This window comes from Kitasatospora sp. NPDC006697 (assembly GCF_042869935.1).
GTDB lineage: Bacteria > Actinomycetota > Actinomycetes > Streptomycetales > Streptomycetaceae > Kitasatospora.
The window spans coordinates 75,091-91,678 of record NZ_JBIAGU010000036.1 but is presented as its reverse complement, the minus strand read 5'-3'; the positions used below and the strand labels follow the sequence as shown (position 1 = coordinate 91,678).

Genomic DNA, 16,588 nt, shown 5'->3' with positions numbered 1-16,588 from the left:
AGTATCCGGCCGGGGCAGCGCCGCCCCGGCCGGCCGCATTGCCCCGGCCGCCAGCTGCGGTCGAACCGGATTTTCGAGAGGAGAACCGGCGCCGCCCGCACCGCGGCCCGGAACACACATCATGGCTACCATCCCGACCCTGGGCGCCGAGCGCACCCCCGGCCGCACCGCTTCCCGCGCCGAGACCCGTGAGCTGCTGGGCAAGGCGACCTACGACCTGCTGGTGATCGGGGGCGGCATCCTCGGCACCGCGGTCGCCTGGACCGCCTCGCAGGCCGGTCTGAAGGTGGCCATGGTGGACGCCGGCGACTTCGCGGGCGCGACCTCCTCCGCCTCCTCCAAGCTGGTCCACGGCGGTCTGCGCTACCTGCAGACCGGCGCCGTCCGGCTGGTGGCGGAGAACCACAAGGAGCGCCGAGCGCTGGCCACCGACGTGGCCCCGCACCTGGTCAACCCGCTGACCTTCTTCGTGCCGGTCTACAAGGGCGGCCCGCACAGCGCGCCCAAGCTGGGCGCCGGCGTCTTCCTCTACTCCGCGCTCTCCGCCTTCCGCGACGGCATGGGCCGGGTCTCCACCGCCGCGCACGCCGCCCAGCAGGTGCCGGCCCTGCGCACCGAGGGCCTGCGCTCGGTGGCGGTCTACGGCGACCACCAGATGAACGACTCCCGGGTGGCCGTGATGACGGTCCGCGCGGCCGTGGACGCGGGCGCCGTGGTGCTCAACCACGCCGAGGTGACGGGCCTGCGGTTCACCGGCACCCGGGTGACCGGCGCGGAGCTGAAGGACCGGCTGGACGGCGCCGAGTTCGGCGTCAACGCCCGCCTGGTGCTGAACGCCACCGGCCCCTGGGTGGACCACCTGCGCAAGATGGAGGACGCGGGCGCGGCCCCGTCGATCCGGCTCTCCAAGGGCGCGCACGTGGTGGTCAAGCGGCGCAGCCCGTGGCGGGCCGCGCTGACCATCCCGATCGACAAGTACCGGGTCTCCTTCGCCATCCCGTGGGAGGACCACGTGCTGCTCGGCACCACGGACGAGGAGTACACCGGCGACCCGCAGGACGTCCGCGCGACCGACGCCGACATCGACCAGATCCTGGGCGAGGCCGGCCACGCGATCCGCGACGAGCACCTGGACAAGGACCTGATCACCTACGCCTTCGCCGGCCTGCGGGTGCTGCCCGGCGGCCCGGGCGACACGGCCGCCGCCAAGCGCGAGACCGTGGTGACCGAGGGCCGCGGCGGGATGCTCTCGGTGGCGGGCGGCAAGTGGACCACCTACCGGCACATCGGCCGCACCGTGCTGGAGAAGCTGGCGCACGTGCGCGGCACCGGCATCGGCGAGGACATCTCGCCGATCCCGCCGACCGTGCCGCTGCCGGGCGTGGGCGCGCCGAACGCGGTGGCGCACCGCCTGCTGGTGGACCGCGAGCCGGGCTCCCGGATGGAGCCGCTGGTGGCCAAGCACCTGGCCAGCCACTACGGCACGCTCTCCTTCGAGATCGCCCGGCTGATCGCCGAGGACCCGGCGCTGGGCGACCCGATCCACCCGGACGGCCCGGACGTCTGGGCGCAGGTGGCCTTCGCCGCCGACAACGAGTGGGCCTACACCACCGACGACGTGCTGCGCCGCCGCACCACCATGACGGTGCGCGGGCTCGACACGCCCGAGGTCCACGCCCGCGTCGAGGAGTTCCTGGGCAAGCGGTCCCAGGGCTGACGCAGCATCTAAGCTGAGGGACGGTCACCCCGGGACGGGGGTGGCCGTCCCTCTTTCGCGCCGACACCTGGGGAGACTTCCGCCACCGTGACCAGGCCCCCGCTTCCGCACGACCACCAGCGCCCCGTTCCCGGCTTCACCGTGACCAGCACCGACGTGCCGGACGGCGGCACGCTTCCCGACGCCCAGGTACTGGCCGGCGGCAACACCTCGCCGCAGCTGAGCTGGTCCGGCTTCCCGCCCGAGACCAAGAGCTTCGCGGTCACCTGCTTCGACCCGGATGCGCCGACCGGCAGCGGCTGGTGGCACTGGATCGTCTTCGACATCCCGGCCACCGTGACCTCGCTGCCCACCGGCGCGGGCAGCGGCGACTTCGCCGGCCTGCCGGCCGGTGCGGTCCAGGCCCGCAACGACTACGGCTCCAAGGACTTCGGCGGGGCGGCCCCGCCGGCCGGGCACGGCCCGCACCGGTACGTCTTCTCGGTGACGGCGCTGAGCGTGGAGAAGCTGGGGCTGGACTCGGACACCTCGGCGGCCGCGATCGGCGGCACCCTGGGCTTCCAGGCGGTCGGCCGCGGCTCGATCGTCGCGGAGTACGAGGTCGCGTAGCTGGTACGGCGAAGGCCCCCTCCGCGGAGGGGGCCTTCGCCGTACCGGCGGGTCGTCAGACCAGCAGGCTGAGCGGCAGGATGAGCGCGATGGCGACCACCGAGATCACCGTCTCCATCATCGACCAGGACTTGATGGTCTGGCCGACGTCCATCCCGAAGTACTCCTTGACCAGCCAGAAGCCGGCGTCGTTGACGTGCGAGAAGAAGAGCGAGCCGGCGCCGACGGCGAGCACCAGCAGGGCCGAGTGGGTGCCGCTCATGCCGGCCGCGAGCGGGGAGACGATGCCCGCGGCGGTGATGGTGGCGACGGTCGCGGAGCCGGTGGCGAGCCGGATCAGCACCGCGATCAGCCAGCCGAGCAGCAGCGCGGAGATGTGCAGCTTGCCGGCCCAGTGGCTGACGGCGTCGCCGACGCCGACGTCGATCAGGGTCTGCTTGAAGCCGCCGCCCGCGCCGACGATGAAGACGATGCCGGCGATCGGGCCCAGCGAGCGGGCCACGGTGTCGGAGATCCGCTGCCTGTCGAAGCCGGCGGCCCGGCCGAGCGTGACCATCGCCACCAGCACGGCGGCGAGCAGGGCGATCAGCGGCGAGCCGACGAAGTCCAGCACCCGCTGCACGGTGGACTTGGGGTCGTCCACCACCACGTCGGCCAGCGCCTTGCCGAGCATCAGCACCACCGGCAGCAGGATGGTGGCCAGCACCGCGCCGAACGCGGGGGTGCGCTCCGGCCGCTCCGCGGCGGGCAGGTCGGCGGCGGGCTCGGGCAGCGGCAGCGGGCCGACCCAGCGCTCGGCGACCCGGGCGAACAGCGGTCCGGCGATGACCAGGGTGGGCACGGCGACCAGCAGGCCGAGCGCCAGGGTGGTGCCGAGGTCGGCCTTGAGCGCGTCCACGGCGACCAGCGGGCCCGGGTGCGGCGGCACCAGGCCGTGCAGCACCGAGAGGCCGGCCAGCGCGGGGATGCCGACCCGCAGCACCGGCACGTTGCCGCGCCGGGCCACCACCAGCACGATCGGGACCAGCAGCACCACGCCGATCTCGAAGAAGAGCGGCAGGCCGAGCACCGCGGCGATCAGCGCCATCGCCCAGGGCAGCGAGCGCTTGCTCGCCCGGCCGAGCACGGTGTCGGCGATGATCGTCGCCCCGCCGGAGTCGGCGAGCAGCTTGCCGAGCATGGCGCCCAGGCCGATCAGCAGGCCGACGCTGGTGACGGTGGCGCCGAAGCCGGTGCTGAAGCTCGCGGTGAGCTTGTCGAACGGCGCGCCGGCCACGGCCGCCAGCAGGCCGGAGCCCAGGGTCAGGGCGAGGAACGGGTGCAGCTTGGCCTTGCTGATCAGCAGCACGATGGCGCCGATGCTGAGCAGGACCGCGACCAGCAGCCGGCTGTCGCTGTGGGTGTGCGGCAGCGCGGGGGCGGCGGCCAGCAGGAGGGGGGACGGGGTCACGCGAGGTCTCCATTGACGGGCCGCAGCAGGGCGGCGGCCTTCTCGACGAGGTCGTGGGGGGTGTCGGCCGGGCCGACGGCGAGCACCGCGCCGCGCTCGTCCGCCTGCAGCGGTTCGAGCAGCGCGTACTGGGAGTCGAGCAGCGAGGGGGGCATGAAGTGGCCGGTGCGGGCGGCGATCCGGTCGGCGACCAGTGGGCGGCCGCCGTCCAGGTGCAGGAAGAAGGCGTCGGCGCAGCCGGCCCGCAGGGTGTCGCGGTAGCCGCGCTTGAGCGCGGAGCAGGTGACCACGCCGCCGGTGCCGGCCTGGCCGCGTTCGTGCAGCCAGCCGGCGATGGCTCGCAGCCAGGGAGCACGGTCGGCGTCGTCCAGCGGGATGCCGGCAGCCATCTTGGCGATGTTGGCGGCGGGGTGGAAGTCGTCCGCCTCGGCCCCGGGCAGCCCGAGGCGTTCGGCGAGCAACTGGGCGACGGTCGTCTTGCCCACGCCGGAGACGCCCATCACCACGATCAGTGGCTTCGGGGCGGGGTGTCCGGCTCGGTTCTCGGCGTTGAGACCCATGGGTGTGCTCCCTGTGCTGGCTGCGATGACGCCACTATCGCGCCAAAGGTATGACTTATTCAAGGCGACGACATCAAATCGTCATACTTGTGCAAGGAGCTACGGCGGGTCCGGCACCGGTCACCCGGAGTGCGCCGACTACCCTGTGCGAATGGAGATCCAGGGGCTGCCCGGCCGACTGCTCGCCGAACTCGGGCCCGCCATCGCCGGCGGCGAACTGCCCGCCGGGTCGGTGCTGCGGATCGAGGAGTTGGAGGAGCGGTTCGGGGTCTCCCGCACCGTGGTCCGCGAGGCCGTCCGGGTGCTGGAGTCGATGCGGCTGGTGGCCTCCAAGCGGCGGGTCGGCATCACCGTGCAGCCCAAGTCCGACTGGGACGTCTTCGACCCGCTGGTGATCCGCTGGCGGCTGGCCGGCGCCGACCGCCCGGCCCAGCTGCGCTCGCTCGGCTCGCTGCGGGTGGCCGTGGAGCCGGCCGCCGCGGCGCTGGCCGCGCAGCACGCCGGGGCCGCCGACTGCCGGGAACTGGCGGCGCTGGCGGCCGAGTTGACCAGCACCGCGCGGGCCGCCGACCTGCCCGCCTTCCTCCGGCACGACATCGCCTTCCACGCCCTGGTGCTGCGCGCCTCCGGCAACGAGATGTTCGCCCACCTGGGCGACACGGTGGGCGCGGTGCTGACCGGGCGGACCGAGCACAACCTGATGCCGCACCAGCCCCGGGAGTACGCGGTGCGGTTGCACCGCGAGGTGGCGGACGCGATCTGCACCGGTGACGCCGAGGCGGCCGAGCAGGCGATGCGCACCATCGTCACCGGGGCGGTGGCGGAGCTCTCGGCCGAGCTGGGCTGACCCCCCGGACGGGGCTGTTTGGCGGCGCGCGATGCGGGCAGGCACTGAACACGGGAGCGCGCCCGCGCGCGGTCCCGTCAGCCGTTCAGCCGCCCGGGAGTGTCTGTCTCGATGCCCGCCCCACGCCGCCGGATGCCGGACGAGGTGCGGTCCGCCAGTGTGCGCACCGTGATCTTCCTGGCCCTGACCATCATCTTCCTGATGTACTCCTCCATGGCCTCGCTGGACCACGCGAAGAAGGCCATGACGGCCGGGTTGATACTCACCGGCGTCGGGGTGTTCGGGATCGCCTGGTGCCTGCTGGAGATCGTGATCTCCCGTCAGATCGCCGCCCAGCGGCGGCGCGGTCCGGGGCGGGACGGCCCGCTGGCGGGCAGTCGGCCGCCCCGGCCCTGACGCCCGCTCAGCGGCGGGTGACCGCGTAGCCGTACGGGGTGGGCCAGCGGCCCGCCGCGCCCAGCTGCTCGGCCGCCGCGTTCGCCCAGTACGGGTTGCGCAGCAGCTCGCGCCCGAGCAGCACCACGTCGGCCCGGCCGTCCGCGACGATCCGCTCCGCCTGCTCGGCCTCGGTGATCAGGCCGACGGCGCCGACCGGCAGCCCGGTGGCCTCCCGCACCCGCTGCGCGAACGGCACCTGGAACCCGGGCGCGGCCGGCACCTTGGCGTCCGGCACCAGCCCGCCGGTGGAGACGTCGAGCAGGTCGACGCCCGCCTCGGCGAGTTCCTTGGCCAGGCGCACGGTGTCCTCGCCGGTCCAGCCGGTGCGGCCGTCCTCGGCGTTCTCGCTCAGCCAGTCGGTGGCCGAGGTGCGGAAGAGCAGCGGCAGCTCGGCGGGCCAGACGGCGCGCACCGCGGCCACCACCTCCAGCGGGAACCGCAGCCGGTTCTCGAAGGAGCCGCCGTACTCGTCGGTGCGGGTGTTGCTCTGCGGGGAGAGGAAGGAGTGGATCAGGTAGCCGTGCGCGCCGTGCAGCTCGACCGCCTGGAAGCCGGCCGCCAGAGCCCGCTCGGCGGCCTCGGCGAAGGCCCTGACGATCCGCCGGATCCCCTCGGTGGTCAGTTCGGCGGGCTCGGGGTGGTCGCCGAAGGCCTCGCCGGTCGGGCCGAGGCTCTGCCAGCCGCCGCCGTCGGCCGGGATGCCGGTGCTGCCGTTCCACGGGCGCTCGGAGGAGGCCTTGCGGCCGGCGTGCGCGAGCTGGATCGCGGGCACGGCGCCGTGCGCGCTGATCGAGGCGGCGATCCGGGCCAGCGCCTGCTGCTGCCGGTCGTTCCACAGGCCGAGGTCTCCGGGGCTGATCCGGCCCTCGGGTGCGACGGCGGTGGCCTCGGTCATCACCAGGCCGGTGCCGCCGGCCGCCCGGGCCGTCAGGTGCGCGAAGTGGAAGTCGGTCGCCACCCCGGTCTCCGGGCCCTCGGGGGCCGCGGAGTACATGCACATCGGCGCCATCCAGACACGGTTGGGCACGGTGATCCCACGCAGGGTGATCGGCTCGAACAAGGCGGACACGGTCTCTCCTCGCAGCTTGGGCGCTCGGGGCTTCTTGTACGAGCAACACCGTACTACGAAGTTCATCGAAGTACGACAGCTGCCGAACTACGACCGGCGTCGTACACTCGACCGGTGACCGCCTCCGCACGCACCCCGCTGCCCGAGCCGACGATCGAGGAGATCCGGCTCGTCACCGTGCTGAACGCCCTGGCCGATCCGGTGCGCCTGCGCATCCTGCTCCAACTCGCGGACGGCCACCAGGACATGGCCTGCATCGCGTTCGACCTGCCGGTCGGCAAGTCGACCACCACGCACCACTTCCGGGTGCTGCGCGAGGCCGGCGTGATCCGCCAGCACCGGCAGGGCACCTCCCGGGTGAGCACCCTGCGCACCGAGGACCTGGCGATCGCACTGCCCGGCGTCCTGGAGGGAGTGCTGGCGGCCGCGCGCGCCCAGCTCGGCCCGGCCTGACCCGCGGCGACGCGCCCACGATGGAGTGACCGGGCTTGGGCGTGGCCGCCCGGCCGGTGATAGCCCTGTGCGGGTGATCTCCCTGCGCATCCGCGCGGCGCTGGCCGCCGCCGCACTCGCCCTGCTGGGCGTCCCCGCCCCCGCCCAGGCACGCCCCGCCGTCGCGGACTCCGAGCTGACGCTCACCCTGACCGCCGCCGACGGCTCCCCGCTGGGCCGGACCGTCCTGCTCTGCCACCCCAGCGGCGGCGGCCACCCGCAGGCCGCGGGCGCCTGCGCGGCCCTGGACCGGGCGGACGGCGATCCGGACCGCCTGGCCGGCTCGCCCGGCATGCTCTGCTACCAGCTCTACGCACCGGTGACCGCCGCCGCGACCGGCCGCTGGCTGGACCGCGAGGTGCGCTGGAGCAAGCGCTTCGGCAACGTCTGCGAGCTGCACAGCAAGACGGATCCGGCCTTCCGCCTCTAGAAACGGCCGAGACACACCCGACCCGGTGTCGCCTGGGTCACATTCGAAAAATCGACCTGACAGACCGTCAATTCGACTGACGGTCCGTCAATCCTTCTGCCATACAACGCCCCTGGAAGCTGATGCAGCGTCAGTTCTGCTCCGAATGGGCCAAGTTGACCCGAACGGGTGATCCTCCGATTACTCCGCGATCGGACTAAACTCGATCGGGTTGTTGTGCCCGGCCTTGCCGCGAGCTCCACGACCCGCCGAGAACGCGCAGGTCAACAAGGGGGAACGCGGGCGGCCGGGCGGGGTCGAGGGACGAGGTCCGCATGGCAGTCATGACGCAGATCACCACCGGGGACGGGCAGCGGGAGCCGGTCGCCCGGCCGGCCGTGTTCGCGGCCCGCCCGGCCGCGCCACCGCGCACCCTGGTGGAGGTCCTGGCGGCCAGCGCCGCGGCGCACCCGCACGAGCCCGCGCTGGACGACGGCCGAACCCGGCTCAGCTACCAGGCCCTGACCGCCGAGGTGGCCGGCCTGCGCCGCCGCCTGGCCGCTGCCGGCGTCGGCCGCGGCGACCGGGTCGGCATCCGGGTGCCCTCCGGCGGCAACGACCTCTACATCGCCATCCTGGCCACCCTGGCCGTCGGTGCCGCCTACGTGCCGGTCGACTTCGAGGACCCGCAGGAGCGCGCCGACCTGGTCTTCGGCGAGGCCGCCGTGACCGCCGTGATCGGCGCCGACCGGGAGATCACCGTGCTCGCGCCGAGCGGCGCCGCGGCCGCCGAGCCGCGCCCCGAGGACGACGCCTGGATCATCTTCACCTCGGGCTCCACCGGCAGGCCCAAGGGCGTCGCCGTCAGCCACCGCTCCGCCGCCGCCTTCGTCGACGCCGAGGCCGCGATGTTCCTCCAGGAGGAGCCGATCGGCCCCGGCGACCGGGTGATGGCCGGCCTCTCGGTGGCCTTCGACGCCTCCTGCGAGGAGATGTGGCTGGCCTGGCGGCACGGCGCCTGCCTGGTGCCGGTCCCCCGCTCCCAGGTGCGCAGCGGCGCCGACCTCGGCCCCTGGCTGGCCGAGCAGGAGATCACCGTGGTCTCCACCGTGCCGACGCTGGCCGCGCTCTGGCCGGCCGAGTCGCTGGGCGACGTCCGGCTGCTGATCTTCGGCGGCGAGGCCTGCCCGCCCGAGCTGGTGGAGCGCCTGGTCACCGAGGGCCGCGAGGTCTGGAACACCTACGGGCCCACCGAGGCCACCGTGGTCGCCTGCGGCGCCCTGATGGGCGGCGAGGGCCCGGTGCGGATCGGCCTGCCGCTGGACGGCTGGGAGCTGGCCGTGGTGGACGAGGCCGGCCGGCCGGTGGAGATCGGCGGCAGCGGCCAGCTGGTGATCGGCGGCGTCGGCCTGGCCCGCTACCTGGACCCGGAGAAGGACGCCGAGAAGTACGCGCCCCTGGACTCGCTGGGCTGGCAGCGCGCCTACCGCAGCGGCGACCTGGTCCGGGCCAACGAGGAGGGCCTGGTCTTCCTCGGCCGCGCCGACGAGCAGATCAAGCTCGGCGGCCGCCGGATCGAGCTCGGCGAGGTGGACGCCGCCCTCCAGGCGCTGCCCGGTGTGAAGGGCGGCGCGGCCGCCGTGCGCACCGCCCGCGGCGGCAACCAGCTGCTGGTCGGCTACCTGGCGGTCGACGGGGAGTTCGACCGCGAGCAGGCCGTCGCCCGGCTGCGCGAGGAGCTGCCGGCCGCGTTGGTGCCGTTGCTCGCCTTGGTGGACGAGCTGCCCACCCGCACCTCCGGCAAGGTGGACCGCAACGCGCTGCCCTGGCCGCTGCCCGACGCCGGGCCGACCGGCCCGGTCGAGCAGCTGTACGGCACCGAGGCCTGGCTGGCCGAGCAGTGGAGCGAGATCCTCGGCGTGCCGGTGACCAGCGCCAAGAACGACTTCTTCGCGATCGGCGGCGGCAGCCTGGCCGCCGCCCGGCTGACCACCCTGCTGCGCACCCGCTACCCGTCCGCGGCCGTGCTGGACATCTACCAGCAGCCGGTGCTGCGCAAGCTGGCCCGCCACCTGGAGCGCTCCGCCCAGGGCGACGGCGCCCGGCGGACCATCGCGCCCACCCCGCGCCGGGCCGGCCTGGTGCAGCTGCTGGCGCTGCTGCCGCTCTTCACCCTGACCGGCCTGCGCTGGTCGGTCGCGCTGCTGGCCTTCGGCAACCTGCTGCACTGGTTCGGCGCCTACCCGTGGGCGCCGACCGCCTCCTGGTGGCTGATCGGCTCCGCGGCCGCGCTGCTCTTCAGTCCGCCCGGCCGGATCGCGCTGGCCGCCGGCGGCGCCCGGCTGCTGCTGCGCGGCACCGGGCCCGGCGAGTACCCGCGCGGCGGCTCGGTGCACCTGCGGCTGTGGGCCGCCGAGCGGCTGGCCGAGGCGGCCGGCGCCGACGAGCTCTCCGGCTCCTGGCTGAACCGCTACGGGCGGGCGCTGGGCGGCCGGATCGGCGAGGAGGTCGACCTGCACTCGCTGCCGCCGGTCACCGGCCTGCTGAAGCTCGGCCGCGGCTGCGCCGTGGAGGCCGAGGTGGACCTGTCCGGCTACTGGCTGGACGGCGACCGCCTGGTGATCGGCCAGGTCCGGGTCGGCTCCAACGCCGTGGTCGGCACCCGCAGCACCCTGCTGCCCGGCGCCAGGGTCGGCAAGCGGGCCGAGATCGCGCCCGGCTCGGCCGTCACCGGCCAGGTGCCGACCGGCCAGCGCTGGGGCGGCGCGCCCGCCGCCAAGCTGGGCCGGGCCGAGCACGGCTGGCCGCGCCAGCGGCCCCCGCACAAGCGGTTCTGGTCGGCCGCCTACGGCCTCTCCGGCCTGGGCATGACCCTGATGCGGCCGCTGGCCGCGGTGCCGACGCTGCTGCTGACCTCGCTCTTCGTGCCCGCGCACGCCGGGCTGGACGAGGCGCTGAGCGGCGCGCTGCTGGCCGTGGCGCCCGCCGCGCTGGTCTTCGGGCTGGTCTACGCCGGCCTGCTGGTCGCCTCGGTGCGCGTGCTCAGCCTGGGCCTGCGCCCCGGCTACCACGCGCTGCACGGGCGGCTGGGCTGGCAGGCCTGGACGGTCAGCCAGCTGATGGACCAGGCCCGCGAGCATCTCTTCCCGCTCTACGCCGGCCTGGTCACCCCGGTCTGGCTGCGGCTGCTGGGCATGAAGATCGGCCGCCGCGCCGAGGTCTCCACGGTGCTGGCGCTGCCCAGCCTGACCACGGTGGGCGACGGCGCCTTCCTGGCCGACGACACCCTGATCGCCCCGTACGAGCTGGGCGGCGGCTGGCTGCGGGTGGGCCGGGCCGAGGTCGGCCGCAAGGCCTTCCTGGGCAACTCGGGCATGACCGCGCCGGGCCGCTCGGTGCCGGACAAGGGCCTGGTCGGCGTGCTGTCGGCCACCCCGAAGAAGGCCAAGAAGGGCAGCTCCTACCTGGGCCTGCCGCCGGTCAAGCTGCCCCGGGCCGCCGAGAGCGGCGACCAGTCCAAGACCTACGACCCGCCGGCCCGGCTGCTCTGGGCCCGCGGCCTGGTCGAGCTGGCCCGGCTGGTGCCGGTGTTCTGCTCGGTGGCGCTGGCGGTGCTAGCCGTGGCCGCTTTCTGCGCGCTCGGCTCGCCGCTGCTGATGGCGCTGCTCGGCGGTGCGGTGCTGCTGGGCGCCGGGCTGCTGGCCGCCGTGGTCTCGGCGGCGGCCAAGTGGGCGCTGGTCGGCCGGTTCCGCCCGGTCGAGCACCCGCTGTGGAGCGGCTTCGTCTGGCGCAACGAGCTGGCCGACACCTTCGTCGAGGTGCTGGCGGTGCCGTGGCTGGTCGGCGCGGTGCCCGGCACCCCGGTGATGACGGCCTGGCTGCGCTCGATCGGCGCCCGGATCGGGCGCGGGGTCTGGTGCGAGAGCTACTGGCTGCCCGAGGCGGACCTGGTCACCCTGGGTGACGGCGCGACCGTGAACCGCGGTTGCGTGCTGCAGACCCACCTCTTCCACGACCGGATCATGCGCATGGATACTGTGGACCTCCGCGCGGGGGCCACGCTGGGCCCCGGCGGCATCGTGCTGCCCGGCAGCACCATCGGCGAGCGCACGACCCTCGGGCCTGCCTCGCTGGTGATGCGGGCCGAGTCGGTCCCGGCGGACACCCGCTGGCTGGGCAACCCGATCGAGGCCTGGCAGGCGTGATACAGGGAGTGGACCGAGCGGTGAGCCGGAAGCAGTTGGACCCGTCCTTCGACCCGTACTTCCCTGATCACGGCGATCCGCGCTACCGGGTGCACCGCTACGAGCTGGTGCTGGACTACCGGCCCGGCCCCAACCGGCTGGGCGGCTCGGCGCGGCTCTCCGCGCTGGCCGGGCCCGAGGTGCTGCGCGAGTTCGCGCTGGACCTGGGCGAGTTCCGGATCGGCCGGGTGCTGGTGGACGGCCGGGCCGCGCACTACGCGCACCGGGCCGGCCGGCTGCGGGTCAAGCCCGCCCGGCCGCTGGCGGCGGGCGCGGCCTTCACGGTGGAGGTGCACTACAACGGCAACCCCAGGCCGGTGCGCAGCCAGTGGGGCGGGCTCGGCTGGGAGGAGCTGACGGACGGTGCGCTGGCGGCCAGTCAGCCGATCGGCGCGCCCTCCTGGTTCCCGTGCAACGACCGGCCCTCGGACAAGGCCTCCTACCTGCTGTCGATCACCACGCCGTCCTCGTACGCGGTGGTGACGGGCGGTCGGCTGCTCACCCGGACCACCCGGGCCAGCGCCACCACCTGGGTCTACGAGCAGTCGGCGCCGACCCCCAGCTACCTGGTCGGGGTGGCGATCGCCCCGCTGGAGCGGGTGCTGCTGGTGGACGGCGGCGTGGTGCCGCAGTCCGGCTTCGTGCCGAGCCCGCTGGTGGAGCCGTTCGCCGCCGACTTCGCCCGGCAGCCGCAGATGATGCGGTACTTCACCGACCTGTTCGGCCCGTACCCGTTCGACCGGTACACGGTGGCCGTGGTCGACGAGGAGCTGGACGTGCCGGTGGAGGCCCAGGGCATGGCGGTCTTCGGGCGCAACCACGTGGACGGGGTGCGCGGCTCGGAGCGGCTGGTCGCCCACGAGCTGGCCCACCAGTGGTTCGGCAACAGCGTCACGGTGGCCGACTGGCGGCACATCTGGCTGAACGAGGGCTTCGCCAAGTACGCCGAGTGGGCCTGGTCGGAGCACTCCGGCGGCCTGCCGGCCCGGGCGCTGGCGGCCCGGGCGCACGCGCAGCTCTCGCTGCTGCCGCAGGACCTGGTGCTGGCCGACCCCGGCCGCAAGCTGATGTTCGACGACCGGGTCTACGAGCGCGGCGGGCTGGCCGTCTACGCGCTGCGCTGGGCGCTGGGCGACGCCGCCTTCGGTGCGATGCTGCGGGAGTGGACGGCGGCGCGGCGCGGCGGGGTGGTGACCACGGCCGACTTCCTGGCGCACGCCCAGCGGTACGGCGCGGTGCTGGAGCTGCTGGAGGACTGGCTCTTCCGGCCGGAGCTGCCGCCGCTGCCCCGCATCCGTTAGACCAGCTTGGCGTGAGACCGGCGGGGCCGTGAGACCAGCGGGGCCGTCAGGGCGTCCGCGGGTCCGTCAGGTGGGCGGTGAAGCTGAACCGGTCGCCGCGGTAGAGCGAGCGGACGCACTCCACGGGGCGTCCCTCGCGGTCCCGGGTCACCCGGCTGAGCAGCAGCATCGGCAGCGCCGGGCTGGTGCCGATCAGCTGCACCTCACGCGGCGAGGCGAGCACCGTCTCGATCCGCTCGTCCGCGTCGGCCAGCACCACGCCGGCCGCCCGCAGGTGGGCGTAGAGCGAGGTGGCCGGGTCGAACTCCTCGATCAGCGCCGGGAACCGCTCCACCGAGAGGTAGGTGGACTCCAGGCCCACCCGCTCCTCGTCGGCGAGCAGCAGCCGCTCCAGGTGGTAGACCGGCGCGCCCTCGTCGATCCGCAGCCCGGCGGCGGGCGCGGGCGGGGCGGCCAGCCGTTCGAAGACCACCAGCAGGCGGCCGGGGCGCAGGCCCTGGGTGCGCACGCCCTCGGTGTAGCTGGCCAGGGTGAGCGGCTGCACCAGCTTGGGGCGGCCGGCCACCGAGGAGCGGCCGCTGCGCTGCACCCGGCCCTCCAGACGCAGTTCGCGGATCGCCTGGCGGACCGTCATCCGGGAGACGGCGAACCGCTCGGCGAACTCCCGCTCGGTGGGCAGCGTGCCGCCCGGGCCGAGTTCGTCCAGCACGGCGAGGATCTTCTGCTTCACCTGGTAGTACTTGGGCGCCTCCCCGCGCTCCGGCACCCCGTCGCGGACCGCGGCGAGCGGGCCGGGGGACGGGGCGGGTTCGGTCGGTTCCGGAGAAGGGCGCTGCACGGAGCGAGCGTAGCCGAGGCCGCCCGGTGGGCGGCCCCGGCCGTCCGTACGGGTGGGGTCAGCTGCCGAAGGTCATCGACAGGTCGTCCAGGTAGCCGTCGTCGTCGGTGCCGGACGCGCGGGTGAAGCTGGCGGTGAGGGTCACCGAGGCGGTGCCGACCGGCACGGTGCCGGTGGCCTGCTCGTTCAGAAGCCCGGTCGCGTTGCCGCGCATCGCCGGGGTGACGGCGGCCAGGGTGGCGGTGCCGAGCGAGGCGCCGGAGGCGTCCTTGAAGGTGGCGGTCAGGCCGACCTTGTCGCCCTGGGTGCTGTAGCCGCCGAGCCAGCCGGAGAGGCTGTAGGGCAGGGTGCCGGTGGCGATCCGCGCGGCCTGGGAGGAGACGCTGACGGTCTGGCTCATCTGCGCGGAGGCGTACGGCCCGCCGTCGAAGAAGGCCTTGCCCGGGGTGGCCGGGGCCTTCGGGCCCTGGGCGGTGGTCGGGTAGGTCGGGGCGCCGTAGCAGACCTGCTGCGGCTGGTTGGAGGTCGCGGTCCAGCCCTGGGCCGGGTAGCCGCCACCGCCGGTGCCGCAGGAGCCGGTCTCCGAGTCGGCGTTGGCGATCGGCAGGGTGTAGAGGGCGCCGGAGGTGACGGTGTATCCGAAGCTCGCCGAGCCGGCGGCGCCGGTCGCGTCGGTGGCGGTGACGGTCACGGTGGAGCTGCCGGCCGTGGTCGGGGTGCCGGAGATCAGGCCGCTGCCCGCGTCGATCGACAGGCCGGCGGGCAGACCGGTCGCGCTGTAGCCGAGCGACCGGGTGGCGTCGGAGTCGGTGGCGGAGAGCTGGAGCGAGACGGCGGTGCCGGTGGTGCCGGTCTGCGTGCCGGGGTTGGCGACGGTGACGGTGTTGCCGGTGGAGGGGGAGCCGGTGGTGAAGGCCTCGTTGTACGGGGTGGCCCACTTGTCGTTGTCGGTCATGGTGGCGGTGAGACCGAGCGCGTCCTCGATGGTGCGGGCGGTGCTGTAGTGGTCGTACCGGTTGGCGTCCTGGTAGCCGGCCTTCACGGTGCCCTGGGAGCCGATCACGATGGTCGGCACCTGGTTGGTCTGGCCCGGGCCGAAGCCGCCGGGCGCGTTGCTGCCGTCCTCGTCCCAGCTGACGATCAGCAGCGACTTCTGCCGGGTCCAGGCCGGGGAGTTGAAGAGGGTCGGCAGGGTCTGGCCGAGCCAGGTGTCGCCGGAGGCGATGCCGCAGCCCTCCATGTCGTAGCAGGAGTCGGCGTCGGCCCAGACGAAGGCCGGGGTGGTGGCGGCGGAGGCGAGGTCGGTGTTCAGCAGCTGCGGCAGCGGCTGCCAGTGGGCCTGGCAGTAGGCGTTGTCGTTCTTCATCCTCGCGGCGTAGTAGAACGGCGCGTCGTCGTTCTCGTAGTTGCCGCTGCTGGTGGTCTGGCAGTTGCTGGTCTGCGACTGGATGTACTGCTTCCAGCTCTTGCCGGCCGCGTCCAGGTTGTCACCGAGGCCGTTGTTGGTGGCGGTGCAGGCGGTGTCGGTGATGCAGTTCGAGCCCGGGGTGGAGTGCGCGCTGCGGCCGTAGGAGTTGCCGAAGGCGATCTGCTCGTAGTTCGGGTCGGAGTTGTGGGTGCCCGCGTGGTAGTTCGTGAGCAGGGTGCCCATCGGGACCAGGGTGTTGTTGATGTACGGGGCGGCCGGGTTGCCGATCACGCCCGCGCCGCCGTCCACCGTGTTGGAGGCGGCCGAGTAGTTGTTGTTCTCCATCATCACGAAGAACACGTGGTCGTAGCCGGGCACCGTGGAGGCCGGGACGGTGAGCGCCGGCGCGGTGACGGGGGTGTCCAGGGTGAGCGACAGGTCGTCGGCCAGGCCGTCGTTCTGGGTGCCCGTCATGGTGAAGTCGACCGCGGTGCTGATCGAGCGGGTGCCGGCCGGGACGGCGGCGGTGGTGCTGCGCTGCAGGAACTCGGTGGTGCTGGAGCGGTCGGCGGCCAGCACCGGGGCGATGCCCGCGGTGCCGAGGGCGGCGCCGCGCGCGTCCTTGAAGGTGACGGTGACGGCGGCCGCGTCGTTGTAGCCGCCGACGCCGCCGAGCCAGCCGGAGACGGTGGCGTGCACGCCGCCCGCGTCGATCGCGGTGGCGGCGGAGGAGACGTCGGTGGACTGCGTCATCTCCGAGGAGCCGCGCGAGCCGCCCTGGAAGTAGGCGGTGCCCTTGGTGGGCGAGCCGGGGGTGGTGGCGGCGGCGCCGGTGGGCACGCCGTAGCAGTTGATCACCGGGTCGCCGGAGGTCAGCTGCCAGCCCGGGACGGTGGTCTCCTCCCACCCGCCCGGGCTGCACTGGGAGGTCTCGGCGCTGCCGTTGAGCAGCAGGTTCGCGCTCTGGGTGGTGGCGGTGGCGCTCTGCGGGGCGGCGATCAGGGCGGCGATGGCCGCCGCCGTGCAGAGCAGGGGGGCGGATCGTCGCAGGGCGGTTCGTCGCATGGCGGTTCGTCCTTCAGGCGGTCTGGCCGGGGGCTGTGCGAGGGCCGTCCAATTGGGCTAGCCCAATCGCACGGCGGTGATTGTTCCCGAACGCGGGGGGACACCGAGGGTCCGCCGGTTGCACGGTCGGCGTCGGCCGGG

Annotated in this window: 13 protein-coding genes; 8 read left to right on the top strand and 5 right to left on the bottom strand. The window is 74.1% G+C overall.

The annotated features are described in order from the left end of the window. The first annotated feature begins 121 nt into the window (after window positions 1–121). Both ACFYNO_RS35245 and ACFYNO_RS35240 read left to right on the top strand, forming a co-directional pair. Window positions 122–1,717 carry an FAD-dependent oxidoreductase gene (locus ACFYNO_RS35245; protein ID WP_388021621.1) on the top strand — a complete coding sequence of 532 codons (1,596 nt, stop codon included), beginning with the start codon at window positions 122–124 and terminating at the stop codon, window positions 1,715–1,717. An 87-nt stretch (window positions 1,718–1,804) separates the two neighbouring features. After that, window positions 1,805–2,326 (top strand): YbhB/YbcL family Raf kinase inhibitor-like protein, encoded by a 522-nt coding sequence (locus ACFYNO_RS35240; protein WP_388021620.1) that lies wholly within the window; start codon window positions 1,805–1,807, stop codon window positions 2,324–2,326. 55 nt (window positions 2,327–2,381) lie between these two features. Here the strand turns inward: ACFYNO_RS35240 and ACFYNO_RS35235 are convergent, their stop codons facing one another. Both ACFYNO_RS35235 and ACFYNO_RS35230 read right to left on the bottom strand, forming a co-directional pair. Continuing rightward, a complete protein-coding gene (locus ACFYNO_RS35235) occupies window positions 2,382–3,776 on the bottom strand; it encodes a gluconate:H+ symporter (RefSeq protein ID WP_388021619.1) in 1,395 nt (464 codons plus the stop codon). Further along, window positions 3,773–4,336: a gluconokinase gene (locus ACFYNO_RS35230; RefSeq protein WP_388021618.1), complete on the bottom strand. Its 564-nt coding sequence runs from the start codon at window positions 4,334–4,336 to the stop codon at window positions 3,773–3,775. Before ACFYNO_RS35230 ends, ACFYNO_RS35235 begins: the two co-directional genes overlap by 4 nt. A 151-nt stretch (window positions 4,337–4,487) precedes the next feature. Between ACFYNO_RS35230 and ACFYNO_RS35225 the strand changes: the two genes are divergently transcribed. Together ACFYNO_RS35225 and ACFYNO_RS35220 are read left to right on the top strand one after the other, a co-directional pair. After that, window positions 4,488–5,183, top strand: coding sequence for a FadR/GntR family transcriptional regulator (locus ACFYNO_RS35225; protein ID WP_388021617.1), 696 nt, complete (start codon window positions 4,488–4,490; stop codon window positions 5,181–5,183). 111 nt (window positions 5,184–5,294) lie between these two features. Then, complete coding sequence (locus ACFYNO_RS35220) at window positions 5,295–5,579, top strand: hypothetical protein (protein ID WP_388021616.1); 285 nt, start codon at window positions 5,295–5,297, stop codon at window positions 5,577–5,579. Between the two features lie 7 nt (window positions 5,580–5,586). On the opposite strand, the gene ACFYNO_RS35215 is transcribed toward ACFYNO_RS35220, so the two are convergent. Next, window positions 5,587–6,690, bottom strand: coding sequence for an NADH:flavin oxidoreductase/NADH oxidase (locus ACFYNO_RS35215; protein WP_388021615.1), 1,104 nt, complete (start codon window positions 6,688–6,690; stop codon window positions 5,587–5,589). A gap of 114 nt (window positions 6,691–6,804) precedes the next feature. On the opposite strand from ACFYNO_RS35215, the gene ACFYNO_RS35210 reads away from it, so the two are divergent. From ACFYNO_RS35210 to ACFYNO_RS35195, 4 genes are all read left to right on the top strand, one after another. Beyond that, entirely contained in the window at window positions 6,805–7,143 is a 339-nt protein-coding gene (locus tag ACFYNO_RS35210) for an ArsR/SmtB family transcription factor (RefSeq protein ID WP_388021614.1), read from the top strand. 73 nt (window positions 7,144–7,216) lie between these two features. Then, window positions 7,217–7,612 carry an SSI family serine proteinase inhibitor gene (locus tag ACFYNO_RS35205; RefSeq protein ID WP_388021613.1) on the top strand — a complete coding sequence of 132 codons (396 nt, stop codon included), beginning with the start codon at window positions 7,217–7,219 and terminating at the stop codon, window positions 7,610–7,612. Window positions 7,613–7,935: 323 nt separating this feature from the next. Then, window positions 7,936–11,796, top strand: coding sequence for a Pls/PosA family non-ribosomal peptide synthetase (locus tag ACFYNO_RS35200; RefSeq protein ID WP_388021612.1), 3,861 nt, complete (start codon window positions 7,936–7,938; stop codon window positions 11,794–11,796). A 20-nt stretch (window positions 11,797–11,816) separates the two neighbouring features. After that, on the top strand, window positions 11,817–13,136 hold the full coding sequence (locus ACFYNO_RS35195) for a M1 family metallopeptidase (protein WP_388021611.1): 1,320 nt from the start codon (window positions 11,817–11,819) through the stop codon (window positions 13,134–13,136). Between the two features lie 46 nt (window positions 13,137–13,182). Here the strand turns inward: ACFYNO_RS35195 and ACFYNO_RS35190 are convergent, their stop codons facing one another. Further along, window positions 13,183–13,974 carry a GntR family transcriptional regulator gene (locus tag ACFYNO_RS35190; RefSeq protein WP_388021610.1) on the bottom strand — a complete coding sequence of 264 codons (792 nt, stop codon included), beginning with the start codon at window positions 13,972–13,974 and terminating at the stop codon, window positions 13,183–13,185. A gap of 58 nt (window positions 13,975–14,032) precedes the next feature. Next, window positions 14,033–16,447 carry an alkaline phosphatase family protein gene (locus tag ACFYNO_RS35185; RefSeq protein WP_388021609.1) on the bottom strand — a complete coding sequence of 805 codons (2,415 nt, stop codon included), beginning with the start codon at window positions 16,445–16,447 and terminating at the stop codon, window positions 14,033–14,035. Between the last annotated feature and the right edge of the window lie 141 nt (window positions 16,448–16,588).